Here is a 22,930-nt window from a genome sequence, read left to right as displayed (position 1 = left end):
GGCGATGACGCTGCCTGTGAGGGTGCGATCGGAGGTGCGCTATGAGCAGCGAAGACCGACGGGGGGAGGGAGTCGCGAAGCTGAGAGTGTCCCTGGCCCTCCTCGCCGGCTGGACCGTCGCCAGTCTGGCAGGGGAGATCGACATGCTGACCGTGCCGGGACTGCGCGCGCACCTTGCAGAGCTGGTGGCCGATCACGGCGGCCGGCCTCATGTGATCATCGATCTCGGCGACGTCACCTTCTGCGACGCGCACGGGCTGAGCGCGCTCATCGGCGCCCACCACATGGCCGCCCGGCGCGGGGGTGCGGTGCGCCTGGTGGTTCCCCCGGGGCGGGTGCGCAGATTCCTGCGCGTCACGAACCCCACCCATGACCTCAGGATCCACGACACGCTGGTCGACGCGGTCGCCCCGCACCGTTGACCGCCGAACGGCCCCTGACCAGTACGGTCGGGGGCCACTCCGTTGCACGGCACCTTCCGACAGGCCGGCGTCCCCCGGGGCGGCCTCGGCGGCCGGCACGGTGTGCCTGGAGCACTACGACGGTTCCCAGACCGACATCGCCGGCAACTGGTCGACCCCCGACAAGACGCAGTCGATCGGCGTGCAGCAGGCGCGCAACACCTGGCAGGACTGGGTGTGGCGGGGCCCCTGGAACGTGCCCAGCTGCTCCTACGCCTGGCAGCAGTCGAAGACGACGGGCCGGCAGTGGCAGGCCGGCCTCAACCTCAAGCTCCCGAGCGGCCTCAGCAAGGCCTGGAGCGAGCTCGCCGCTCTCACCCCCTTGTACAACCGCAGCGGCTCCACCACCACCTCATCGTGACCGCGTGCGGTCGTGACCGGTCCGCTGAGGCACCCCGTCGACCGGCGGGGTGCCTTCGGTTTGCCCGGGGTGTAACGCGGAAGCCCCCTCACCGCGTGTAAGAGATGACGTCCGACCATGAAAGGACACACACGGTGAGGGAAGCACCCGCGGACTACCTGGAGTTCGCAGCCGCCCGCAGCGGGCCTCTGTTCCGGACGGCCTGCCTGCTCACCGGCGACTGGCACCTTGCCGAGGACCTGGTTCAGGAGACCCTCGCCAAGATGTACCGCTCCTGGCGGCGGGTCAGCCGCGCGGGTTCCCCGGTGGCCTACGCCGACACCGTGCTGGTGCGCACCTACCTCTCCCAGCGCCGTCGCCGCAGCTCCACCGAGCGTCCCAGCGACCGGCTGCCCGAGGCGGCAGGCCCGGCACCGGACGCGGAGCTGCGCATGGCGCTGCTGGACGGCCTGGCCCGGCTGACGGCCAAGGACCGTGCGGTGCTGGTGCTCCGCTACTGGGAGGACCGCTCGGTGGAGGAGACCTCCGAGGCCCTCAGGCTGTCGCCGGGAGCCGTCCGCGCCAGGAGCATGCGGGCACTGCATCGCCTGCGCGCACTGCTGGGCGCCGACCTGGCCGACTTGGCGGCGTGACGACATGACGGCACGCCCCGGCGCCCCGGAGAGCTCCAGCACGCAGGCCCCAGCAGAACGGAGAAGACCCATCATGTCCCTCGACGAGGCGTTCGAGACAGAGCTGACCGACGCCATGAGCCGCACCGCCGGCGAGTTCCCGCCCCACTCCGCCGACCTGGTACGGCGTTCCGTCGCCCGGGGCCGTCGGATGCGGCTGCTCGCCGCCGCCCGCGTCGCCGGCACGGCCGTGGCGGTGGTCGCGGTGGGCGGCACTCTGCTGACGACGGGCGCTTTCGGCGGCCACGGCGCCGGCGACCCGGGCCGGCTGCGGGCCGGCGCCCCGGCGCGCTCCACCGGGCAGTCGCCGTCCCGGGCACCCTCGTCGGTCAGCGGTGATGAGATGCTCCGCACGTTCAAGAGCCTGCTGCCCTCCGGCGGCAGCGTCTCGGCGGCCTCGGGTACGGCGTCCCAGGCCGGCCCGCCCGTCGTCTGGCCGACGGCCAAGCTCACCTACTCCACCGCGCGGGGCTCCGCCGGCCTCGACATCGCCCTCACCCGCCTGGACCCCGGCATCCCCGCCGACCAGCAGGGCGAGGGCGGCTGCCTCCCGGTGGAGGTGCGCCCCTACGACAAGTGCACCACCGAGAAACTCCCCGGGGGCGGGGTGCTCAACACCACCAAGTCCTTCACCTACCCCAGCAGTGACACCGGGCAGAAGCGCTGGTACGTCGTGCTCACCACCGCTGACCGGGTCCAGCTGACGGTGCAGGAGTTCGCCGGCGGCGGCGAGAAGGCATCGGCCGGCGGTGCCGATCCGCTGCTGTCCATCGCCCAGCTGACCTCGATCGTGCGCAGCCCGGCATGGGACAAGGCGATCAGCGCCCTGCCGACCCCGGAGAAAACCCCCTCCACCACCCGGACCACCACGAGGAACCGCGTACCCGGCGCACGCATGACCCAGGTCCTGAGGTCACACCTGCCCCGGGGCGGAACCGTCTCCGACCTGAACGCCGACGACGGACTGATCCAGCTGGTCTACGACGACGGCCACGGGAAGAACATGGTCGAGGCCGACGCACAGTACGGCATGACCGACCTCCTGGACGGACACATGGACTGCACCGGTGTCTCCGGCCACTGCGAGGCCACCACACTGTCCGACGGCACCCGTGTCAAAAAGGTCCAGGGCTCCTCGGAGAAGGGCGGCGCGGCCCAGGTCTGGATGGTGGACGCGCTGTACCCGGACGGGCGCCGGCTGGCGGTCCGCGAGGTCAACTCCTACGCCGAAAGCGCCCCGGTGACCCGCCCCCACCCGGCGTTGACCATGTCCCAGCTCCTGGACATCGCCCTCGACAAGCACTTCTTCACGTCCTGAGACCCTGTTCCTCCTCCCGCTCCTCCTCCCACTCCTCCATCAGGCGGATGCCCTCGTGCGTCAGCGAGACGGCGGCGGGGGTGTGGTGCGTGGTCCACTCCACGCTGATCAGGCCCTCGTCGGCCAGGTAGGCGCAGGCGGCGGAGAGATCGTCGTCGGGCAGGCGCAGCCCGTCGTGCAGCGCCGATCCGCTGACTTCGGGGCGGTTGTCCTCGACGGCCCCGTACAGGCAGTGCAGGACCGCCGCCCGGTTGTTCTTGCGTTCGCGGAGTTTCGTCATGACTGTCGTTCTCCGAGGTATGAGGGAGCTGGGTGGTCGTCACCATCGTTGCCCCGGCGTGGGCAGGGCCTGCTCGCACCAGATGGTCTTGCCGGCCGTGCCGTGCCGGGTGCCCCATCGCTGGGTGAGCTGGGCGACCAGGAGCAGGCCGCGTCCTCCCTCGTCGAAGCTGCGGGCCCGCCGCATGTGGGGTGCCGTGCTGCTGCCGTCGGAGACCTCGCAGATCAGGGAGGTGTCGCGGATGAGGCGGAGCCGGATCGGGGGTCTGCCGTAGCGGATGGCGTTGGTCACGAGCTCGCTGACGACCAGTTCCGTGACGAAGGAGGACTCTTCCAGATCCCATGTCTCCAGCCGTTCGGTGGTCAGCGTCCGGGCGTGTGCGACGTACTCCGGGTCGACGGGGATGTCCCAGGTGACGACCTGGTCGGACGACAGCGCACGCGTCCGGGCGAGCAGGAGGGCGACGTCGTCGGACGGGGGCGCCGTGAGCAGGGCGTCCATGACGGCATCGCAGGCGGCGTCCAGCGAGCCTGCCGACCGCGCGGTCGAGACGAGCGCGTCGCGGAGCCGGTCCAGTCCGTGGTCGAGGTCGAGCTCCCGGGAGTGCACCAGGCCGTCGCTGTACAGGGCCAGGGTGCTGCCCGGGGCCAGTTCGAGTTCGGTGGTCTCGAAGGGCAGGCCGCCCACACCGAGCGGGGGGCCGGCGTGTCCGGTCACCGCCGTCACTGTGCCGTCCGGGGCGAGGACGAACGGCTGCGGGTGGCCGGCGCTGGCGAGGGAGCAGCGCCGGGAGACCGGATCGTAGACCGCGTAGAGGCAGGTCGCGCCCAGTTCCCCGGTCGTCGCTTCGCCGACCCCCGGAAGGTGCATGACCAGGTCGTCGAGGTGGGTGAGGAGTTCGTCCGGTGGCAGGTCGACATCGGCCAGGGTGCGTACCGCCGTGCGCAGTCGTCCCATGGCGGCGGAGGCGTGGACCCCGTGCCCCACGACGTCTCCGACCACCAGGGCTACGCGTGTTCCGGACAGCGGGATCACGTCGAGCCAGTCTCCTCCCACCCCGGCGCGCGTGCTCGTGGGGAGATAGCGGTGGGCGATCTCGACGGCCGGCTGGGCGGGCAGGCGCTGCGGCAGCAGACTGCGTTGCAGGGTCAGCGCGGTCTCGCGCTCACGGGTGTAGCGGCGGGCGTTGTCGATGGCGCCGGCGGCCTTGAGGGCCAGTTCCTCGGCATCGGCGACGTCTTCCTTCTCGAACGGCTTGCTCGCGCGGAAGCGCCAGAAGGTGACCGTTCCCATGAGCATGCCCTGTTCGATCAGCGGAGCGGCGATCAGCGAGTTCATGCCGTAGCCGAGTAGTCGCTCCGCCTCCTGCGGATGAGCGGCCTGCCATGCGCTGGAAGCACGCAGGTCGGGTACGAACAGTGCGGTCGACCCGGAGCGCCGGTTCGGCGGGAGCGGCAGCGCGGACCGGACCAGTGCGCCGACCGGATCCAGCGGGGCGTCGTCGAGCACGCCCTCGCCGGCCACGCGCCGCAGAGGTGTACTGCCGGCAGGTGTCGGTTCCTCACCCTCCAGGACGGACGCGGCGAGGTCGACGGTGGCGAAGTCGGCGAACCTCGGTACGGACACCCCCACCAGTTCCCGGGCCGTCCGTGTCATGTCGAGCGTGGTGCCCACGGCCATACCGGCGTCGTAGAGGAGCCTGAGCCTGCGGTGAGCCTCCTGGGCCTGCTCAAGACTGCTTTCGAGGGAGCCGGCCATGGTGTTGAAGGCTGTTTCCAGCTGCCCGATCTCCCGCGCGCCGGTGCGCGGCATCCGCGCCGTCAGGTCGCCCTCGGCGAGCCTGCTCGCCAGGTGGGCCGCCCGGCGGACCGGCCAGACGATCACTCGCGTCACATACCCGGTGTACGCGGCGATGAGCAGCACCGACGCCGCGATCCCGACCCCGGCCGCGATGCCCGCGCGCTGGGCGTCCGAGTCGGTGGTGGCCTCGCGGGCCGTGACGGCGGAGCCCTCGGCGGTGGTGTAGCGGTCGAACAGGGACCGCAGTGCGTCGACGCGGTGCTTGCCGTCCACGGTCACCGCGACACTGCTCGCCCGTGGATCACCTCGCTGCGCCATGGTGACCACGGGAACCGAGTAGTCGCGGATGTAGGACGTGCCGTCCCGGGCGATCCGCTGGGCCAGTGCGCGCTGGGCGGGGGAGGTGCTGATGCGCACGAGTTCCTGTGCCTGCGTGGGGAAGTGGCCCTGGGCGATCTTCCACGGCACGAGAAACTGAGCCTGCCGGGTGATGACGAAGCCGCGCTGGTACGTCTCGACGTCGAGGACGAGGTTGTCGACCAGCCGTGCCTGGTTCTCCGCCGCCACGGAATGCCGTTCCGCCAGATTGGCTTCGCGCATGTCGCCGACCGACCGGAACAACACCCCGAAGGCGACCCCGACCAGCACGGTGAGCAGGGCACCCGCCAGAGCCGTCAGAGCGACAAGCCCCCGTCGCCCTGCCCTGCCGCGCCGGCCTCCAGCCGCCATACGTGCCCCGCGCTCCGCCGCCGTCCGGCAGCAGCCATTCGCACACGAACTCACTGCAATGGTACGTGCGCGGCCCAGGGCCCTCCGGCAACAGACACCCGACACGGAGGTCGTGGCTGTTTGTGTTCCGCTGCCTCGAAGACTTTCTCATTTACACTTTCGCCGTCACACAGCGTGAGGAATACAGTGAGAAGCGTGATCGAAGCGCTGCGTAGCCCGCGGCGCCCCCATGTGCTCGGCGCAGTGCTGACCGTCGCGCTCGTCGCGCAGTCAGCCGTGATCATCGCCCAGCAGACACAGATCGACAATCTGCAGACACAGCCCGTCGACCTCAAGGAACGCCTTCAGCCCGGCCCCCCGGGACCGTCCGGGCCCCCTGGTCCTTCGGGTCCTCCCGGTCCCATCGGCGTCCCGGGCAGGGACGGGAAGGACGGTCATGACGGCAAGGACGGTCATGACGGCAAGGACGGCAAGGACGGCAAGGACGGCAAGGACGCCGTCGCCCCGCCGGCGCCGGCATCGAGCTAGACCGAGCCGGACCTTCGGCCTCTCCATTCACCCTTTCGCCGTCACACAGAGTCAGGAATGGATGTGAACAGCGTAAACGAGGCGTCGCGTGGCCCGCTGCGCAGCCTTGTGCTCGGTGCCGTGCTGACTGTCACGCTCGTCGCGCAGTCAGCTGCGCTCGTCGCCCACCAACAGCAGCTCGACACACTCAAAGCGCGGCGCATCGACCTCCAGGGGGACGGCATCGTGTACGGCCCGCCCGGCCCGCCCGGCCCCTCGGGCCCCCCTGGCCTGCCCGGCCCTATCGGCCCGAGAGGAAAACCGGGGCGGCACGGGGAAGACGGCCATCCCGGCAGGTGGGGGCATAGCGGAAGGAGAGGGAAGGACGGCAGGAACGGGCGCGTCATCACCGCCGTGCCGAAACCGGATGAGCCGGATTGAGGAACGGTACAAGGCCGGACCGTAACCCGCACTTTCGTACAGCGCGAGTTCTCGGGAATTCTGCGGCCGTCTGGCGGATGATCGAAGTGCGGTCGATTTCGCGCCCTTCGACCATGGCATTGAAGGGCGGAGCGCGAAGCTGGTGACAGCCGAGCGTTCCGCCGAGTCATGCGTCGAAGAAAGAGAGAACCATGACGGCAACGACGGAGACCCCCACTCGGGAAAGGGCCGGAGCAGGCCAGGAAGAGCTGGGCGAGGAATCCGCCTTCGGACCGCTCCTGCTGGCCGCGATGCTGGCGCGTCGTGAGGAGCGTGGCGAGGAGTCGCTGATCGAGCACCCGCTTCTGCTGGCCGCGCTCGCGCGCCGCCGTGAGGAGGGCGGTGAGGAGTCGTTCATCGAGCACCCGCTTCTGCTGGCCGCGCTCGCGCGCCGCCGTAAGGAGCATGGCGAGGAGTCGGTCATCGAGCATCCCCTCCTGCTGGCCGCGCTGATGCGCCGGCGTCGTGAGGAGCGCGGCGAGTCGATCATCGAGAACCCCCTCCTGCTGGCCGCGCTCATGCGTCGCCGCCGTGAGGAGGGCGGTGAGGAGTCGTTCATCGAGCACCCGCTTCTGCTCGCTGCGCTGGCGCGCCGCCGTAAGGAGCGTGGCGAGGAGTCGGTCATCGAGCACCCCCTCCTGCTGGCCGCGCTGATGCGCCGGCGTCGTGAGGAGCGCGGCGAGTCGATCATCGAGAACCCCCTCCTGCTGGCCGCGCTCATGCGCCACTGACAGGAAATGGCGACACCCCTGCCCCCCGATCCTTGCAGTCGCCGGAATCGGGGGGCAGGCCCCATAGGGCAATCGAGGACAGAGGACATGAGGAACGACAATGGCAGCTGAGCCCGGCGGACAATCGGAACGGGATCCCTTGGAGACCTTCATCGACGAGATCTTCGATGAAATGGTGCGTGATGCCGGAATCCCCCATACCGGCACCGGCGGCAGGCAAGCGAAGGACCCGCTGGCGGGAGCCCTGATGGAAGCGGCCGTGGCGTCTTTTTCCCGGCCGCCCTCCCGTGCCTCGGAACTGGAGAGGATGTTCTTCGCGCAGACCCTCGCGACCGCACTGGCAGACGCTCTCGCGCCCGCTCTGTCGGACGTGCTGGCTTCGGAGATCATGAAGGTGCTGACCCACCACGCGGACTCCCAGAGGGACCCTGCCACCGAACCCGCCGGTGGGGCCGGTCGCGCCCGCCGCCCTTCCGGAGGCGGCGAGCGTTCCTAGGGACCGTGGCCCCGGTGCGGCCTGTCCGACGGATCCTGCCGGACAGGCCTTGGGCCCGGGGAGGGCTCAGCGCTTGAGCGTGAAGGTGAAGTCGCCGGAGAGCCTGCCGTTCAGCCGGACTGCCGAAACGAGGCTCCCCTCCGTGAGCAGTCTCTCGACTTCGGCCCGCGAAAGAGCGCAGCCTTCAGCGATCAGTCGTACCGGCCGGACAGGGATCCGCGCCGCGAAGCGGACCGACACGTCGATCACCTCGCGGTCCAGGTGATCCGATCCGCCGGTGTCGAGGCGCCAGGCGCCCGCCCAGTCGAGGGCGATGCGGTTACGGCGCCGCACGACCGGATCCTGGAGCAACTCAGCTGCCAGGTCAGGGTCGTTGTCGTGCATCCGGTCCAGCAGTTCAGGTCGTACGGAGCGCACGTTCACCCGCTCCAGGACCGTGAGCTTCGCGGTTTCCCCGCAGGCGGCACAGAGCACGAGCAGCCAGGCGTCGAGGAGCTTGTGGTTCGCGTTGACGCGGAATTTGCCGTTCGCCCGGAAGCGCTCGGACGCGCACGCGTGGCAACGGCGGAGAACGGTAGGCAGGCAGGTGGGCATGACCACCCAGCTATTGAGCACAGAAGTACACCGGTTTCAGTGAGAAGGCCGCAGCAAAAAGCAGCGCGGCGCACAGGCGCGACGCGCGACAGATCAGCTCTCGGGAGGTCTCACAGGGTGTACAACGGCATGTCCTTGCCTGGACGACTCGGTTCGGCAGCACGGTAATGGCACACAGCGGCGCCGTTCCACCGGTTTTCACCGAACGGTCGGGGCGACGGAACGACCGCAAAACGCGCACCACTCGGACGGCGGACCTGGCGTGCGGCCGGTTGACGTGCCCGGAAGCCTAGGATCCATTACCGGATAAATGGGGCAATGTCTGCCTTCGTGGCATGGCGGACTCACCTCACGACCGAAGGAGACGGGATGTCGCATCGCGCCGGGAGGACCCGGTGGAGGCGTTTCGCGGTGGTCCTGGTGCCCAGCATGGCAGCGTGTGCGTCGGTCGGCATCGCCATGGCGCAGGGAGTGCTCGCCGCGTCGTTCTTCATCTCCGGTCAGAAGTTCCAGGTCACCGCCGACTCCCTGACCGTGCGTGGGTTCAGCCTCTACGGCATGGTCGACGTGACCAGGAAACATGAACTCGTACCCGTCATGGTCAACGGATTCCGGCATGCGACAGTCAGCGGGCTGTGCCAGTCCGTCGTCGTCGACATCCCGGTGCTGGGCACGCGGACCCTGCGGCTCACCGGCGGTGACGGCCGGCCGGCCGAGGCGTCGGACATGTTCATCGACGCGACGACCGAGACGGTCAAGGACGCGACCTTCAACGGCCTCGACATCGGTGTCGCACAGGGTGCCCTCACCAAGGGGCCGGTCGACCCCGGAGACAGGAACTCGCGGTTCTTCGATCCCGACGGCGTCGGCCATCAGGCTGCGTCGACCACCCTGAAGGGCGTGCGGGTGAGCGCGGTCGCGCTGTCCGCCGGCACGTTCAGCATTCCCGGCCTGCGCGTGCAGCTCGATCAGGGCAACCACGCCTGCCCCTGACTCGGGCGGACCCTCGTGCGGGGGTCGTACGTCCGGGTCTCGCATCCTCCTCGCGGAACCGCAGCAGCACTGATCAGGACAGGACGCGTGATCATCAACCCCCTCGGCAGACACCGTGAACTGCTCACCACGGCACCGGAGTTCCGGCGAAGGTTCCGGACCTGGCGCGGCGAACGCCCTTTCTGGGCCGGGCTGTTCACGTTCGGCGCCGGTCTCCCCATCCTCTACTGGCCCTACGCGAACCTGGACCTGGGCGGGATTCCGCTCGCCCTGTCGACCACGTCCGGCGCCGGATCCCTGGTGATCGGAGTTCTGCTCCTGACCCTGGGCATCGCGCTCTGCTGCCGCCCCCACCTTCGTGTCTTCGCCGGGGTCGCCACTCTTCTGCTCGCCCTCATCTCCTTTCCCGTCGCGAACTTCGGCGGCCTCTTCCTCGGTGTCGCCTCCGGCCTGATCGGCGGCTCCCTGGCCTGCGCCTGGATGCCTCCCACGGACGACGAACCGCCGACGCCGACGCCGCCGAACGACGCGGCGGCAACGGCGGTTCCGGCGGAAGAGGGCTGAAGTGGCGCCTGACCGCGCTCAGCCGTACCTACCTGGCCTTCGCCGCTGCCGACCCGGCGCTGTTGGAGCTGATGCACTCGGTCAAGTACGACCCCACCGCTTCCCTCGAACTGGCCGCCGCCTCCCAGCAGCTGCCGGCCCTGGCCGCCCGGCTCATCGAGGATGCACAGCACCGGGGCGAGGTCCGCGAGGGTCCCGCGGGGGAGATCGGCCTGCCGGTCATGGCCGCCATCCACGGCTACGTCGCCCTCACCGTGTCCGGCGGCATCCCCGCCGACGCCGTCGAACGGGGCCTGAAGGACACGATCGCCTTCGCCCTGCGGGGCTGCGCGCCGTAACGGACAGACTGTCCGGGCGGTCGTGCGAGGCCGGCTTCCGGCGCATGGAGTGAGCGCCGGGGCGCCTTCAATGTGAACTGCTGGTCGGTGCAAGCGACTTCACATCGGCGAAGCGAGGGGCACGGCTCCGAAGACGCACTCGATCTCCCGGCCGGCTCAGCCCGTCCCGCGCCCCTGCGGCGCGTCGGTGCCGTACAGCCTCGCCGAGGCGTCCACATGGGCCAGTCGCCGCAGCGCGCTGAACACTGCCTCACCCAGTACGGTCCCGACCACGACACCCTCCACTCTGTCCTCGACCGCCACCTGCCGGTCCACGTACCTGAGGTCGGCGCGGGCGACCTGCTCGGCGGCGTCGGCGTAGTCGTCGAGCACTTCGGTGAACGCCCCGTGGCCCAACCGGGCCATGGCGGCAAGGGCCTTGGCCAGGTCGGCGGCGGCGGGGTTCGACTCGTGCGCCCGCCAGCCACGCCGGGAGATGAGGTCGGCGACGACGTCCTGGGCGGCCGCCGACTCGGCGTCGTCGTGCTCGGCGTGCGCGCTGCCGATGCGGTCCGCCGCGGCGCCGAGCACCTTGTGCAGCGGACGCTCCGGATCGTCGACGGCCGCCAGTACGTCCGCGATCGCGGCCACCTTCATGCCGCCCACATCGAGCAGGGCGCGGATCAGCTGCAGCCGGCGCTCGTGCGCCTCGCCGTAGCTCGCCTGGTTCCGACTGGTCAGCTCGCCCGGAGGCAGCAGGCCCTCACGGACGTAGTACTTGATCGTCGGCACCGGCACTCCGGTCTTCCGGCTCAACTCTCCGATACGCACTGCCGGTTCACTCCTCGGCCTTCGCCCTGCCCGCCGCGCCGGCCCTTGCCGGTCGCTCACCCATGATAGATAGTGGAGCTATCGGATAGCGGATAGTGCCGCTATCTACTTCTTGGGGGTAGTCATGCTTTCCTCGCCTGTGTCCTCGTGGCCTGCGTCGTCGCGCTCGCCTTCGGCGCCATGGCGGTCATGGCACCGACCGCTGGTGCTCTTCTCGGCGGCGATGGCCGTGACGGCGCTCATGTCCGCGGTGGGACTCGTGGTCGACGACCGCGTCCTGGTGGGCGCGCCGGTCTGGGCCAAGCCGTTCAAGTTCTCGGTCTCGTTCGTGGCGTACTGCCCCTCCCTGGCCTGGATGCTGTCGTTCCTCCCCAGGGGCCGACGCGTGGGCTGGTGGGCGGGGACGGTCGTCGCGCTGGCGGGCCTCGTCGAGATGGTGATCATCACGGGGCAGGCCGCACGCGGTAAGCGCAGCCACTTCAACCACGAAACGCCCTTCGACGAGGCCCTGTACAACACGATGGCCGTCACGGTCGTCATCCTGTGGACGGCCACGCTCGTCGTCGCCGTGCTGCTGCTCCGCGCCCGGATCGCCGACCGCGCATCCGCTTGGGCGATGCGCTCCGGCATCGTCCTGGCCCTGGCCGGGGCCGCTGTCGGCTTCCTGATGACCCGGCCCGCACCGGGGCAGCGGCGCGGCGTCTCCAAGGTGGTCGGCGCGCACAGCGTGGGCGTGCCGGACGGCGGCCCCTCGATGCCCCTGACCGGCTGGTCCACGACGGGTGGCGATCTACGGATCCCGCACTTCGTCGGCATGCACGCGCTGCAACTCCTGCCGACGCTGGTCATGGTGCTGACCGTCCTCGCGCCGCGTTTCGACCGCCTCGCCGACGACCGGGTCCGGTTGCGCCTGGTGCTGCTCGCTTCGGGGGCATACGCGGCCGCGTTCGCCCTGGTCCTCTGGCGGGCATTGCGCGGCCAGCCGCTGACTCATCCGGACGGAGCGACACTGGGGGCGGCCGGCCTGATCCTGCCGGCCGTCACTCTCGGGACGTACGGGTCCCTGCGGGGGGCGGTCCGGACGCCCTCCCCATACCGATCGAGGAATTCCCTCCAGCGCCGATGATCGCACAAGGATTCGCAGGAATGAGCTGGAGGAAAAGAAAAGCCGGGCTTCGTGGGGCAGCCGGGCTGTCGCTGGTCCGGTAAACGCGGAAAACAGGGGAATAATGAGCTGGGGCCCGCACTCCGAAGAGCGCGGGCCCCAGCCACACGATGCGCGAACCACTGGCTCGCGACGATTCGCGTCAGTGTCAGGCGGGAACGATGTTCTCGGCCTGCGGGCCCTTCTGGCCCTGCGTGACGTCGAAGGTAACCTTCTGGCCTTCCTGAAGCTCGCGGAAGCCCTGGGTGGCGATGTTCGAGTAGTGGGCGAAGACGTCCGGGCCGCCACCCTCCTGCTCGATGAAGCCGAAGCCCTTTTCCGCGTTGAACCACTTCACGGTGCCAGATGCCATATTGAATCTCCCTTGAGGGGCAGTACCGGACTCCGCACTGTGCGGAGCCGAGTCGCCGCGATGATCACCCCTCCGGAAAGATCCGGAAAGCTCTGCAAAGAAAAATCTCTGGCAATCAAAACTGCAACTGCTATCACGCTAACACAGATCCAGTCGCAACACCCATGCATTTTCCGGAGCGTCCAGTAATTCTCGTCCCGCCGCAGTCCGTAATTCTGTACTGGCGGGACTAGGTATCCGCGCCGCGTCCGTCCAGCTTCCGGCGCATTTCCCGGTTCAGGCGGAGAGCGTCGTCGAGCTGGTCCTCCAGCGAGACGATGCGGCACGCGGCCTCGACGGGAGTGCCCTGGTCGACCAGTTCGCGGGCACGGGCGGCGATGCGCAACTGGCGGCGGGAGTACCGGCGGTGGCCGCCTTCCGAACGCAGGGGCGTGATGAGCCCGGCTTCGCCGACGGCCCGGAGGAAGGCGGGAGTGGTGCCGAGAACGTCAGCGGCCCGCCCCATCGTGTAGGCGGGATAGTCGTCATCGTCGAGATTGCCGGCGACAGGGACGTTCTCAGCGGGCATGGCACCTTCGTTTCGGGGACGCGGAGGGGAACCCAGGCGTGCGTGGCACCGCGCTCCGAGGACTCAGCGCCATCTGCCTCGTGGCACAAACCTATCTCCGTCAGGGGCGGACATATGGCCTCGCCGTGACAGATTTCCGCGTACCGCCGCGCGCCGGCGCCGTACGTCCTTCGCGTGCTGCCGAGCGCGGGCGGGGCCGGGGCTCGGCTCGCTCAGTGGCCGTGCCGCGGTGTGGGCCAACGGGGAGCCGGGGACAGCGGAGCCGGCGCGCTCATCGCCGGCTCCGCTGCCTCCTGGCTCCCCGCGCCCCGGGCGCGGCGTTCAGTACTGCTCGGTCCCCATGAAACCCGTGCTGCCGTTGTCGTCCGCGCCGAAGGCGTCCACGGCGGCGGTCGGGTCGAATCCGGGCGGGCTGTCCTTGAGGGCCAGGCCCATGCCGGCCAGCTTCGCCTTGACCTCGTCGATGGACTTCGCACCGAAGTTGCGGATGTCCAGCAGGTCCGCCTCGGAACGAGCCATGAGCTCACCCACCGAGTGGACGCCCTCACGCTTGAGGCAGTTGTACGAGCGGACCGTGAGCTCCAGCTCCTCGATCGGCAGCGCGAGGTCGGCGGCCAGGGCGGCGTCCACGGGGGACGGGCCCATGTCGATGCCCTCGGCGTCGATGTTCAGCTCGCGGGCGAGACCGAACAGCTCGACCAGCGTCTTGCCCGCGGAGGCCATGGCGTCACGCGGACGCATCGCCTGCTTGGTCTCGACGTCGACGATCAGCTTGTCGAAGTCGGTGCGCTGCTCGACACGCGTGGCCTCGACCTTGTACGTGACCTTCAGAACCGGCGAGTAGATCGAGTCGACCGGGATACGGCCGATCTCCTGGCCCACCTGCTTGTTCTGCACGGCGGAGACGTAACCGCGACCGCGCTCGACGGTCAGCTCCATCTCCAGCTTGCCCTTGCCGTTCAGCGCGGCGAGGACGAGGTCGGGGTTGTGCACCTCGACACCGGCCGGGGGCGCGATGTCGGCGGCGGTGACCAGACCCGGGCCCTGCTTGCGCAGGTACATCACGACCGGCTCGTCGTGCTCCGAGGAGACGACCAGCTGCTTGATGTTGAGGATCAGGTCGGTGACGTCCTCCTTGACGCCCGGCACGGTGGTGAACTCATGCAGGACGCCGTCGACGCGGATGCTGGTGACAGCAGCGCCGGGGATCGAGGAGAGGAGGGTACGGCGCAGGGAGTTGCCGAGGGTGTAGCCGAAGCCCGGCTCCAGCGGCTCGATCACGAACCGGGACCGGAACTCGTCGACGACCTCTTCGGTCAGTGACGGACGCTGAGCGATCAGCACGAGGTATTGCCTCCAGTGTCTGGCGCCCGCTATCTGACGCCGTGGTCCCCGAAGAGTACGGGTGCTGCGGCCCTCCTATGAAGCCGAACCGCCCGCGCCCGCCCGTCTGCCGCCGGCTCAGCTCCTGCCGGAGTGGAGTGCAACGGTCGACGAGGTAGCCACGAGCGCAGTTCGTTGGCGCATACTGGGGGCAATGACTAAGCCTGCTGCACCGAAGCGTCATCTGCCCACCAGCCCCTTCAAGGCCCCGGTCACGCCGGCTCCCAAGCACTTCGCCGTGGGCGACCAGGTCACACACGACGTGTACGGCCTCGGCCGGGTGATCGGCATCGAGGATGGAATCGCGGCCCTCGTGGATTTCGGCTCGGAGCAAATGCGGATCTTGAGCCCGTACGCCAAGATGACCAAGCTGTAGGGACCGCCGTGCCCGGTCAGGGCACGCCAGGCCCCCTCAGCGACCTGCAACGAAAGCGAGACCTCTCATCGATCTGACGTCGCTGTTCTCCGCCCTGGAAGGGCACCCCCGCAGTGCCGCTCCGGCATCGCCGCCGCCGGCGACAAACCCCTTCCAGGCCCCGGACTTCGGGGAAGACGAAACCTTCCTGCTTGAGGAGGAACAGGGGCCCGCCTCGGGCATGCGTGCGAGGTAGCCCAAGGCGGCTGTGTGCTGCCAGGGGTGAGTGCGGGACGACTCGGGCGAACGCGGGTGCGGGCGCCGTCGCGCATGCCCGCACCCACGCGTCAGCCGCCCCCCGCCCTCGCAGCCGTCTCGCCGACGTACGCGTCGCGCATCGTGAGCTGCACACCTGTGAGCCGTGCCGTGACCTCGCCCAGGCTGCCGCCCGACGGACGCGGCCGGCTGACCCGCAGCATGACGCGACCGCCCAGCTCCGCGCACTCGCCGGTACGTGTGAACGGCAGCACACGCCGGCAGCCCGGGAAATGCGCTGACGAGCAGCGTGCCGGCTACGCCGCCGAGTCAAACCGACAATGCGCCCTCCAGTACCGAGGACGCCGCCCGTGCCGGAAGCAGGCTTTCGTCGAGGTCTGCTCGGCTGATGAGTCGGTCGCCGGTAGCGGGTGACATTCAGCTGCGGTCGTGGTGGTCGCTGTACTCGCTGCCGTACGGCGTTGCCCTGTTGGTCCCTGCCTCAAGACGCTTGCGGGCACCGGCTTCTGCGTCACGTGCGGTGTCGCTGCTCAACTGTCGTGGAATACCGGACATTCCACTGCAAGTGCCGTCCTATTATGCGAAGAGATCGACGTCAACCATGGGTTGATCGAGTGCAGATTTCGTGTCTGTCCTTAAATGTCTTGCATATCCGATATGCCTGATCGACAGTGGCGTGGCCATCAAGGCATGCGCCTCGGTGGCGCAGGCCGGACGAGCACGTCTCGGGCACCATGTTCCCTGCACAGAAGGAAGATTCGCGTGCGCATTCGTACCACCCTCGCGACGACTGCGGCGGCCCTGGCGATCGCCGTGGCCCCGGCGTTCGCCGCCAACCCGCACTTCATCAACGCCTCGGCAACGGGACCGAACCCCGAAGGCCAGCTCACCGTGAGCTTCAAGGAAGCCGGGCTCGGCAACAACCAGAACATCAACTACCAGGCCGACGCGCAGGCATCGGCCACCTACCAATGCTTCAACAAGGGCGGCCACAACCCCGCGGCCGGGAACAAGACAACCGTCCTCCAGGACGTCTCGGCCTTCGGTACCTTCAACTCCGGCAGGAACGGATCCGTCACCGCTTCGCTCACGATCGACCCGCCGGGCCCTGGCACCTTCACCTGCCCCCCGGGGCAGAAGCTGATCGGGCCGACCGACGTGAGCTACACGGACGTGTCCATCACCGACCTCACCAACGGCGTCACAGAGCCCATCCCCGGGACGTTCTCCTGACGCGACCTGGCGTGCCGGGATCGTGATCTCCGTCATCCAGGTGATCGGCGGTCACTTCCCGGAACGATCCATCGGGGGCCCGTGAGCTTGCCGCGACTCGGGCGGTCTGTGGACCCGCCCGCAAGAGTCCGAAGCGGGCCCCCGATCTTCAAGACTCACCCCAAGACCACTGCGTAAGCCGTTTGCGGCGCCCGCGGCCGTTCGGTACCCGCCCTCAGGACGGGTCACTGTCGGCCCGTCGACGCGGATCGTGGCCTTGTGGCAGGTGCCCGCGTCTGTACGTCGACAGACCGCTCGGCAGTGAACTCACCGAAATCAGCTCACTGCCGAGGCTTCGAGGAAGCTGCGCGAAACGTTTCCGTGGACGGCGCCCGGCCAGGCCGGCGGGCACGGTCTCGGCAATCCTCCGGTTCGGGTCCTGAAGCGGAGCCCTTACGGATAGTACGGGGTGTACGTGATCGAGGAGACCTTCAGGTACCTCGCGCCGTCTGCTGTGGCCCATGTCGAGTCGTTGGGGTTGCCCGGCCAGTCGCCGCCGACGGCGGTGTTGACGATGAAGTGCATCCCGACACCCGGGGCGGTGGTGTACCACTTGGTGCCGGTGATGGTGCCGTCCACGGCGAAGTCGATGTGATCGGGCCACCAGGTGAACGAGTACGTGTGGTACGCGTTGGTCCAGCCCGCAGAATTCGTCTTCGAGAACTGGGTCTGGGCGTTGTTGGAGTCGTGGGAGGTCTGGTAGACGGTGTTCGGGTTCTGGCCGACGATTTCGGCGGCGTCGAACTCGGGCAGCCACGGATTCAGGTAGGCCGCCCATACCGCAGGCAGCAGGCCCTGGCCGTTGGGCATGTTCGCGGTGAAGCTGTAAGTGCCGTAGCCATAGAGTGCCTTGGACTCCACGCGGCCCGAGTAGTACGTGCTGCCCGACTTGTAGGTCTTGATGACGAGGGTGTTGCCCTCGTACCAGACACAGTTCGGGGTGTAGGTCTCCAGCTCGTTGTTGGCGGTCCACCGTCCGCTGATGGTGTTCCACGAGTTGATGGTCTGGGGGGCTCCCCAGGACGCCGCGTGGGCTTGCGGCTGTCCCAGGAGAAGCAGTGACAGAGCCGCCAGGGCGGCGACTGTCAGGCGTCCCGGCCTGAGAAGTGCAGATGACATCGCGGCTCCATTGCTCGGATGACATGAGACGTGGGAGCGATCCCACACTCCCTCTAGCGCCGGACTCTAGAAGTCAGTTCAATGTTTGACAAGATGCGCGGCATCGATCGCCTCATGGCTTCCGGAGTTGAAGACACGACGTGTCGCAGCCCCGACTCGACAGCAACGCGTGGCCGTGGCCGGCGCGTACGGTGGCGCCACGGCCGGCCGAAAGATCGTCTTCGTGCAGACTGTTCCCGCGCTGATCGGATTGGCGCTGGTGCTGGCCGCCCGCTGAGCGTCGCCGACAAGTCGAACGGGGCTGACGGAACTGTCAGTGATGGGCGGCACGATCGGGAGATGTGACTCGTGCCCTGGACCGTGCCGCCCCGTCCCGTTACCCCCAGGCCATCGTGCCCCGCCCCCAATTGCCTCCAAGGCCGTTGGCCGGCCGCCGTCGCCTGCGCACGGGTGCCGATCGTGCCTGCGGCGGAGGCAACCGGCGCAGCGGCAGCGGTCGGCAGGGGGCGGTTGGAGTGGGGGGCAGGTGACGGGATGTCAGTGCGGGGGGCCGTCGACGAGGGCTTCAGCTGGAGAGTCGTGATCGAGTACGGGGGCAGTGTCTGTGCGGCCGCTGTTCCCCGAGTCGCCGTGGTCAGGGCGGTGCCGCCCTTGGTGTACGAAACGGTCCTGACCGTCCCTGGGGCCGGGGTGTATCCGGCGTAGGAGAGCGACACCTGCGCCGCGTTCTGCGGGTTCTTGTTGATCAGCATGACGTTCAGGCCGCCGTTGCTGCTGGGTGGCCGCTCGGGAGGGAAAGATTGCCGCCGTATCCGATGTTCTTCAGATCCCTTCCGTGCCGTGCACTGGTCGCCGAGAAATCAGCGTCGGGGCGGCAACCTTCTCGTCCCCTGCGGCAACTGGGAGCCGGAAGGCCGAGTCGAACTACCGGATGGACGGGCATGAGGGCAACGAAGCACGTCGCGCCGCAACCGTGGCGCAGGCGCGGACTGGTCACGGGCAGGATCACGGACATCTACGGGGAGCGGCTGACCGTCGATGGCATCGCCGTGCGGCCGGACGTCGCGCAGCTGACCGGCGTCCAGTTCGCCCGGCATTGACCAGCCCGCCGGTCAGCCTTCACCGGCCCGCGACCGAGCACGACCGCTGTTCGAATCCCGGGCTGGGCACTGTTAGGCTGCGCTCCCCGTTGTTGTTAAACGTGCAACCAACGTGCACGTCATTGCCAGGAGAGGGCGACCGGGGGATGGTCCTCGATGACGCGTCCGCGGAGTTCCACGAATTCTTCGAACGCCACTATGCCGAACTCGCCCGTCTGGCATACCTGCTGACCGGCGAGGCCGACGCGGCGGACGACCTTGCGGCGGATGCCCTGGTCGCCCTGTGGCAGCGCTGGGACCGGTTGCGGCAGGCCGACCACCCGCTGGCCTACGCCCGCGGTGTGGTGGCCAACCTGGCGCGGGGGCGGATCCGCAGCGCGGTGCGCGAGCGACTGAGGATCACGCTGTTCTGGTCCCGCAGCCCCGAGAAGGTGGAGGGGCCGGACACGGCGGCCGTGCTGGACGTCCGCGCGGCGCTCGCCCGGCTGCCGTTCCGCAAGCGTGCCTGCGTGGTGCTGCGGCACGCCTTCGACCTGTCGGAGAAGGACACGGCCGTGGCGCTGGGCATCTCGGTCGGCACGGTGAAGAGCCAGACCTCGAAGGGAATGGCCGAACTGCAAAGGATACTGGGCGCACGAGCGGCCGGGGACCTGATGGCAGGGAGGAGGAACCGGTGAACGAGGAGATCGCCCGTCGGCTGCGTGAGGCCGCCGAAGCCCACCGGCCCGACCGCGCGAGGATGCTGGCCCGGGTGCAACGCGGCGTGGCCGGCCCCGCCGTCCGTCACCGCGCGCGGCCGTTCGCGAGGTCCGGGACCAGGGTCGCGCTCGCCGGGCTCGCCGCCGCCGGCATCCTGGCGACCGGCGGCCTCGCCGTCGCCGCCATCGTCGCGAAATCGTCGCCGTCGGCCACCGTGACCGTGCCTGCCACCCCGTCCCCGGACGCCACCTCCCGGCCACCGACATCGGCCCGCCCCACCCCTGTCGCGCCGGCCCCGGCCACCACCCCGGGCAGCGCGCGCCCGACTCCGCCGGCGACCAGTCCATCACCGTCCGCCGGCGAGAGCCGGAACGGGCCGCTGTGGTCGGCCGGCTCGGTGGACCCGCGCAGCACCGTCTACTGGACGCAGAGCAACCTCGTCCTCAAGACGACCCAGCCGCTCACCTCGCTCACGATCGAGATGCGGTTCGTGCAGACCGGCGGGGTGCAGAACACCGGTACCTGGCAGACCCTGCCGAGTGGTGACTTCACCGTCACCGCCCAGGAGGCCGGCGGCACGCTGGTCTACCGCTGGGTCCTCAAGCCGGGCCTGACCGTGCCGGCCGGGAGCTATGAGTTTGCCGCCCAGTTCAACAACGGCACCGGCAAGCGCAGTGCCTCAGGCGACGGCTACCGCGTCGACGCGCAGGGTTCGGGCGGCTCCGCGTCGGTCCGGGGAGGGTTCGTCCCGACCCGGTGAACGCCGCTGTGCGGCAAGGCGACGAGTTCCCTTGCCGCACAGCTCGACAGGAGAACAAGTACCCGAGCTGCTGGTACGGGGTCCAGCGGCCGGGCCGGCGTTGGTCCCGTCGGCGTAGGTGGCCTCCAGGGTGGCCGGCAGGTCGCCGTGGAACTGGATAGGGACGGCGACGGCGGCCCTGAAAATTCTTCCCTCGATCGCGGCAACCTTTGTGTGCGTGGCGGCAACTGGCGGGTAACCGGGGCCGGATCAAGGCCCGTTGTGCCAGAAGGACATGCCGTTGTCAGATCAGAATCGCTCTCATCGCCGCCGCCCGGCTACCCGCCGCGTGCTCGCCGCCGCCGTGGTCGTCGCCGCCGCGGGTGCTGCCGTACCCCTGGTCGCCCAGGCCGCACGCACGCCGAATGCCCGCACGCCGACCCTGGCCGGTGCAGCGGCCGGCAGTGGCCGCTACTTCGGTACGGCAGTGTCCTCGGGCAGGCTCGGCGACTCGACGTACTCCACCGTTCTCGACCGGGAATTCAACATGATCACCCCGGAGAACGAGATGAAGTGGGACACCACCGAACCCTCCCGCGGGAACTTCAACTTCGGCCCGGCCGACCAGATCGTCGGCCACGCCGCCGCGCACGGCCAGCGCATGCGCGGCCACACCCTGGTGTGGCACTCCCAACTGCCCGGCTGGGTCAAGTCCATCACCGACGCCAACACCCTGCGCAGCGTGATGGACAACCACATCACCACCGAGATGACCCACTACAAGGGCAAGATCTACGCCTGGGACGTGGTCAACGAGGCGTTCGCCGACGGCGGCAGCGGCCAGCACCGCAGCTCGGTCTTCCAGAACGTGCTCGGCAACGGCTTCATCGAGGAAGCCTTCCGCACCGCCCGGAAAGCCGACCCCTCGGCCAAGCTCTGCTACAACGACTACAACATCGAGAACTGGACCGACGCCAAGACGCAGGGCGTCTACGCCATGGTCAAGGACTTCAAGTCGCGCGGCGTACCGATCGACTGCGTCGGCTTCCAGAGCCACTTCGGCACCGGCGGCCCGCCGGCCAGCTACCAGACCACTCTGTCCAAGTTCGCCGCGCTCGGCGTGGACGTCCAGATCACCGAGCTCGACATCGCCCAGGCGTCGCCGACGGCGTACGCCAACACCGTTCAGGCGTGCCTCAACGTCGCTCGCTGCACGGGCATCACGGTGTGGGGCATCCGCGACAGCGACTCCTGGCGCACCGGTGAGAACCCGCTGCTGTTCGACGCGGGCGGCAACAAGAAGCCCGCCTACAACGCGGTGCTCACCGCCCTGGGCGGCAGCAGCGGCGGCGGCACGCCGGACGAGGGCATCACCTCCGGCACCGTCTACACGCTCTCCGACGTGGCCGCCGGACGCGTTCTCGACGAGCCCGCGGGATACAACGGCAACGGCACCCCGCTCCAGGTGTGGGACGCCAGCGGTGCCTCCAACCAGCAGTGGCGGGCCGGCCGCAACAGTGACGGCTCCTACACGCTGACCAACGTCGCCAGCGGCCGGGTACTGGACGAGCCGGGCAACCAGACGGGCAACGGGACGAGGATGCAGGTCTGGGACTCGAACGGCGGCGCCAACCAGCACTGGCGGGCCGCCCGGAACAGTGACGGCTCCTACACGCTGACCAACGTCGCCAGCGGCCGCGCGCTGGAGATCCCCAGCGGTCGGACCGCCAACGGCACTCCCGTCCAGATCCGGGACTCGGGGGGCGGCGCCCACCAGCACTGGAACCTCAGGACTTCGACGCCCGCGTCGGCGGGCGGCGCGTGCGCTCTTCCGTCGACATACCGGTGGACGTCGACGGGTGCGCTGGCGCAGCCGGCGAACGGGTGGGACGCGGTGAAGGACTTCACCGACGTGGTGTACAACGGCAAGCACCTGGTCTACGCGTCGAGCGTGTCGGGATCGTCGTACGGCTCGATGATGTTCAAGCCGTTCACGAACTGGGCGGACATGGCGTCGGCCGGCCAGACCGGCATGAGCCAGAAAGCGGTGGCGCCCACGCTGTTCTACTTCGCGCCCAAGAAGATCTGGGTGCTGGCGTCCCAGTGGGGCGCGTCGCCGTTCGTCTACCGCACGTCGAGCGACCCCACCAACCCCAACGGCTGGTCCGCGCCGCAGCCGCTGTTCACCGGCAGCATCCCCCGCACCGAATCCGCCACCGGCCCGATCGACCAGACACTGATCGCCGACGACCAGAACATGTACCTGTTCTTCGCCGGTGACAACGGCAAGATCTACCGGGCGAGCATGCCGATCGGGAACTTCCCGGGCAACTTCGGCTCGTCCTACACGACGGTCATGAGCGACACGGTGAAGAACCTGTTCGAGGCGCCGCAGGTCTACAAGGTGCAGGGCCAGAACCAGTACCTCATGATCGTCGAGGCTCGGGGCGCGAACGAGCAGCGCTACTTCCGCTCCTTCACCGCCACCAGCCTGAACGGTTCCTGGACCCCGCAGGCCGCCAGCGAGAGCAACCCCTTCGCGGGCAAGGCCAACAGCGGTGCCACCTGGACCAACGACATCAGCCACGGCGACCTGGTCCGCAACAACCCCGACCAGACCATGACCATCGACCCCTGCCACCTGCAGTTCCTCTACCAGGGCAAGTCCCCCACCGCGACCGGCCCCTACGACCAACTGCCCTGGCGGCCGGGCCTCCTTACCCTGCAGCGCTGACCCGCCTGATCCACGGTGATCGCGACCGGGTGCGG

At 69.1% G+C, this 22,930-nt stretch carries 28 protein-coding genes; 18 read left to right on the top strand and 10 right to left on the bottom strand.

Features of this window, described 5'->3' with window-relative positions:
* Positions 1 to 41 precede the first annotated feature (41 nt).
* From O1G22_RS20155 to O1G22_RS20140, 4 genes are all read left to right on the top strand, one after another.
* A complete protein-coding gene (locus O1G22_RS20155) occupies positions 42 to 422 on the top strand; it encodes an STAS domain-containing protein (protein ID WP_270082611.1) in 381 nt (126 codons plus the stop codon).
* A 100-nt stretch (positions 423 to 522) separates the two neighbouring features.
* Positions 523 to 822, top strand: a complete 300-nt coding sequence (locus O1G22_RS20150) for a hypothetical protein (protein WP_270082610.1) — start codon at positions 523 to 525, stop codon at positions 820 to 822.
* A 134-nt stretch (positions 823 to 956) separates the two neighbouring features.
* The gene (locus O1G22_RS20145) at positions 957 to 1,454 is read left to right on the top strand and encodes a SigE family RNA polymerase sigma factor (protein WP_270082609.1); all 498 of its coding nucleotides are present in this window, start codon (positions 957 to 959) and stop codon (positions 1,452 to 1,454) included.
* A gap of 73 nt (positions 1,455 to 1,527) precedes the next feature.
* Positions 1,528 to 2,811, top strand: coding sequence for a hypothetical protein (locus O1G22_RS20140; protein ID WP_270082608.1), 1,284 nt, complete (start codon positions 1,528 to 1,530; stop codon positions 2,809 to 2,811).
* Here the strand turns inward: O1G22_RS20140 and O1G22_RS20135 are convergent.
* The gene (locus O1G22_RS20135) at positions 2,801 to 3,091 is read right to left on the bottom strand and encodes a hypothetical protein (RefSeq protein ID WP_270082607.1); all 291 of its coding nucleotides are present in this window, start codon (positions 3,089 to 3,091) and stop codon (positions 2,801 to 2,803) included. The genes O1G22_RS20140 and O1G22_RS20135 overlap by 11 nt on opposite strands.
* Positions 3,092 to 3,130: 39 nt before the next feature.
* Positions 3,131 to 5,620 carry a SpoIIE family protein phosphatase gene (locus tag O1G22_RS20130; protein ID WP_270082606.1) on the bottom strand — a complete coding sequence of 830 codons (2,490 nt, stop codon included), beginning with the start codon at positions 5,618 to 5,620 and terminating at the stop codon, positions 3,131 to 3,133.
* 195 nt (positions 5,621 to 5,815) lie between these two features.
* Between O1G22_RS20130 and O1G22_RS20125 the strand changes: the two genes are divergently transcribed.
* The 3 genes from O1G22_RS20125 (at position 5,816) to O1G22_RS20115 (ending at position 7,834) form a co-directional block, all read left to right on the top strand.
* Entirely contained in the window at positions 5,816 to 6,148 is a 333-nt protein-coding gene (locus O1G22_RS20125; RefSeq protein ID WP_270082605.1) for a hypothetical protein, read from the top strand.
* A 611-nt stretch (positions 6,149 to 6,759) separates the two neighbouring features.
* Entirely contained in the window at positions 6,760 to 7,338 is a 579-nt protein-coding gene (locus tag O1G22_RS20120) for a hypothetical protein (RefSeq protein ID WP_270082604.1), read from the top strand.
* A 139-nt stretch (positions 7,339 to 7,477) separates the two neighbouring features.
* Entirely contained in the window at positions 7,478 to 7,834 is a 357-nt protein-coding gene (locus O1G22_RS20115) for a hypothetical protein (protein ID WP_270082603.1), read from the top strand.
* Between the two features lie 66 nt (positions 7,835 to 7,900).
* Here O1G22_RS20115 and O1G22_RS20110 read toward each other — a convergent pair whose 3' ends face one another.
* Positions 7,901 to 8,449, bottom strand: coding sequence for a DUF1062 domain-containing protein (locus O1G22_RS20110; protein WP_270082602.1), 549 nt, complete (start codon positions 8,447 to 8,449; stop codon positions 7,901 to 7,903).
* A gap of 408 nt (positions 8,450 to 8,857) precedes the next feature.
* Between O1G22_RS20110 and O1G22_RS20105 the strand changes: the two genes are divergently transcribed.
* The 3 genes from O1G22_RS20105 to O1G22_RS20095 all read left to right on the top strand — a co-directional run bounded on the left by O1G22_RS20105 (position 8,858) and on the right by O1G22_RS20095 (position 10,323).
* Positions 8,858 to 9,421 carry a DUF6230 family protein gene (locus tag O1G22_RS20105; protein ID WP_270082601.1) on the top strand — a complete coding sequence of 188 codons (564 nt, stop codon included), beginning with the start codon at positions 8,858 to 8,860 and terminating at the stop codon, positions 9,419 to 9,421.
* 87 nt (positions 9,422 to 9,508) lie between these two features.
* Positions 9,509 to 9,985, top strand: a complete 477-nt coding sequence (locus O1G22_RS20100) for a DUF6114 domain-containing protein (RefSeq protein ID WP_270082600.1) — start codon at positions 9,509 to 9,511, stop codon at positions 9,983 to 9,985.
* On the top strand, positions 9,892 to 10,323 hold the full coding sequence (locus O1G22_RS20095; protein ID WP_333492484.1) for a TetR-like C-terminal domain-containing protein: 432 nt from the start codon (positions 9,892 to 9,894) through the stop codon (positions 10,321 to 10,323). The genes O1G22_RS20100 and O1G22_RS20095 overlap by 94 nt, the downstream gene beginning before the upstream one ends.
* Positions 10,324 to 10,479: 156 nt before the next feature.
* Here the strand turns inward: O1G22_RS20095 and O1G22_RS20090 are convergent, their stop codons facing one another.
* A complete protein-coding gene (locus tag O1G22_RS20090) occupies positions 10,480 to 11,133 on the bottom strand; it encodes a MerR family transcriptional regulator (RefSeq protein ID WP_270082599.1) in 654 nt (217 codons plus the stop codon).
* Between the two features lie 223 nt (positions 11,134 to 11,356).
* Between O1G22_RS20090 and O1G22_RS20085 the strand changes: the two genes are divergently transcribed.
* Positions 11,357 to 12,259 carry a hypothetical protein gene (locus tag O1G22_RS20085; protein ID WP_270086471.1) on the top strand — a complete coding sequence of 301 codons (903 nt, stop codon included), beginning with the start codon at positions 11,357 to 11,359 and terminating at the stop codon, positions 12,257 to 12,259.
* Positions 12,260 to 12,446: 187 nt separating this feature from the next.
* On the opposite strand, the gene O1G22_RS20080 is transcribed toward O1G22_RS20085, so the two are convergent.
* From O1G22_RS20080 to O1G22_RS20070, 3 genes are all read right to left on the bottom strand, one after another.
* Complete coding sequence (locus O1G22_RS20080) at positions 12,447 to 12,650, bottom strand: cold-shock protein (protein WP_031482971.1); 204 nt, start codon at positions 12,648 to 12,650, stop codon at positions 12,447 to 12,449.
* A 229-nt stretch (positions 12,651 to 12,879) separates the two neighbouring features.
* Positions 12,880 to 13,218 carry a MerR family transcriptional regulator gene (locus O1G22_RS20075; protein WP_270082598.1) on the bottom strand — a complete coding sequence of 113 codons (339 nt, stop codon included), beginning with the start codon at positions 13,216 to 13,218 and terminating at the stop codon, positions 12,880 to 12,882.
* Between the two features lie 321 nt (positions 13,219 to 13,539).
* Positions 13,540 to 14,562, bottom strand: coding sequence for a DNA-directed RNA polymerase subunit alpha (locus O1G22_RS20070; protein WP_270082597.1), 1,023 nt, complete (start codon positions 14,560 to 14,562; stop codon positions 13,540 to 13,542).
* Positions 14,563 to 14,755: 193 nt separating this feature from the next.
* On the opposite strand from O1G22_RS20070, the gene O1G22_RS20065 reads away from it, so the two are divergent.
* Positions 14,756 to 14,977 (top strand): CarD family transcriptional regulator, encoded by a 222-nt coding sequence (locus tag O1G22_RS20065; protein ID WP_225097462.1) that lies wholly within the window; start codon positions 14,756 to 14,758, stop codon positions 14,975 to 14,977.
* Between the two features lie 326 nt (positions 14,978 to 15,303).
* On the opposite strand, the gene O1G22_RS44555 is transcribed toward O1G22_RS20065, so the two are convergent.
* Positions 15,304 to 15,486, bottom strand: a complete 183-nt coding sequence (locus O1G22_RS44555; RefSeq protein ID WP_333492312.1) for a DUF6004 family protein — start codon at positions 15,484 to 15,486, stop codon at positions 15,304 to 15,306.
* Positions 15,487 to 15,994: 508 nt separating this feature from the next.
* Between O1G22_RS44555 and O1G22_RS20060 the strand changes: the two genes are divergently transcribed.
* Positions 15,995 to 16,465, top strand: a complete 471-nt coding sequence (locus O1G22_RS20060; protein ID WP_270082596.1) for a hypothetical protein — start codon at positions 15,995 to 15,997, stop codon at positions 16,463 to 16,465.
* Positions 16,466 to 16,897: 432 nt separating this feature from the next.
* Here O1G22_RS20060 and O1G22_RS20055 read toward each other — a convergent pair whose 3' ends face one another.
* Entirely contained in the window at positions 16,898 to 17,623 is a 726-nt protein-coding gene (locus tag O1G22_RS20055) for a glycoside hydrolase family 16 protein (protein WP_270082595.1), read from the bottom strand.
* A gap of 175 nt (positions 17,624 to 17,798) precedes the next feature.
* Between O1G22_RS20055 and O1G22_RS20050 the strand changes: the two genes are divergently transcribed.
* The 4 genes from O1G22_RS20050 (at position 17,799) to O1G22_RS20035 (ending at position 20,182) form a co-directional block, all read left to right on the top strand.
* Positions 17,799 to 17,900, top strand: coding sequence for a DUF1304 family protein (locus O1G22_RS20050; protein WP_270082594.1), 102 nt, complete (start codon positions 17,799 to 17,801; stop codon positions 17,898 to 17,900).
* Positions 17,901 to 18,564: 664 nt separating this feature from the next.
* Positions 18,565 to 18,723 carry a hypothetical protein gene (locus O1G22_RS20045; protein WP_270082593.1) on the top strand — a complete coding sequence of 53 codons (159 nt, stop codon included), beginning with the start codon at positions 18,565 to 18,567 and terminating at the stop codon, positions 18,721 to 18,723.
* Between the two features lie 146 nt (positions 18,724 to 18,869).
* Positions 18,870 to 19,400, top strand: a complete 531-nt coding sequence (locus O1G22_RS20040) for a SigE family RNA polymerase sigma factor (RefSeq protein ID WP_270079548.1) — start codon at positions 18,870 to 18,872, stop codon at positions 19,398 to 19,400.
* Complete coding sequence (locus tag O1G22_RS20035; RefSeq protein WP_270079549.1) at positions 19,397 to 20,182, top strand: hypothetical protein; 786 nt, start codon at positions 19,397 to 19,399, stop codon at positions 20,180 to 20,182. The genes O1G22_RS20040 and O1G22_RS20035 overlap by 4 nt, the downstream gene beginning before the upstream one ends.
* Here the strand turns inward: O1G22_RS20035 and O1G22_RS20030 are convergent.
* Positions 20,102 to 20,323 (bottom strand): hypothetical protein, encoded by a 222-nt coding sequence (locus tag O1G22_RS20030; protein ID WP_270086470.1) that lies wholly within the window; start codon positions 20,321 to 20,323, stop codon positions 20,102 to 20,104. The two genes, O1G22_RS20035 and O1G22_RS20030, sit on opposite strands and share 81 nt — an antisense overlap.
* Before the next feature lie 133 nt (positions 20,324 to 20,456).
* Here O1G22_RS20030 and O1G22_RS20025 point away from each other — a divergent pair, with 133 nt between their 5' ends.
* Positions 20,457 to 22,895, top strand: coding sequence for a non-reducing end alpha-L-arabinofuranosidase family hydrolase (locus O1G22_RS20025; RefSeq protein ID WP_270082592.1), 2,439 nt, complete (start codon positions 20,457 to 20,459; stop codon positions 22,893 to 22,895).
* Positions 22,896 to 22,930: the final 35 nt, after the last annotated feature.

It is taken from the genome of Streptomyces camelliae (assembly GCF_027625935.1).
In the GTDB taxonomy this organism is placed as follows: domain Bacteria; phylum Actinomycetota; class Actinomycetes; order Streptomycetales; family Streptomycetaceae; genus Streptomyces; species Streptomyces camelliae.
The sequence above is the reverse complement of the archived record's forward strand: the minus strand, read 5'-3'. Positions and strand labels throughout refer to the sequence as shown.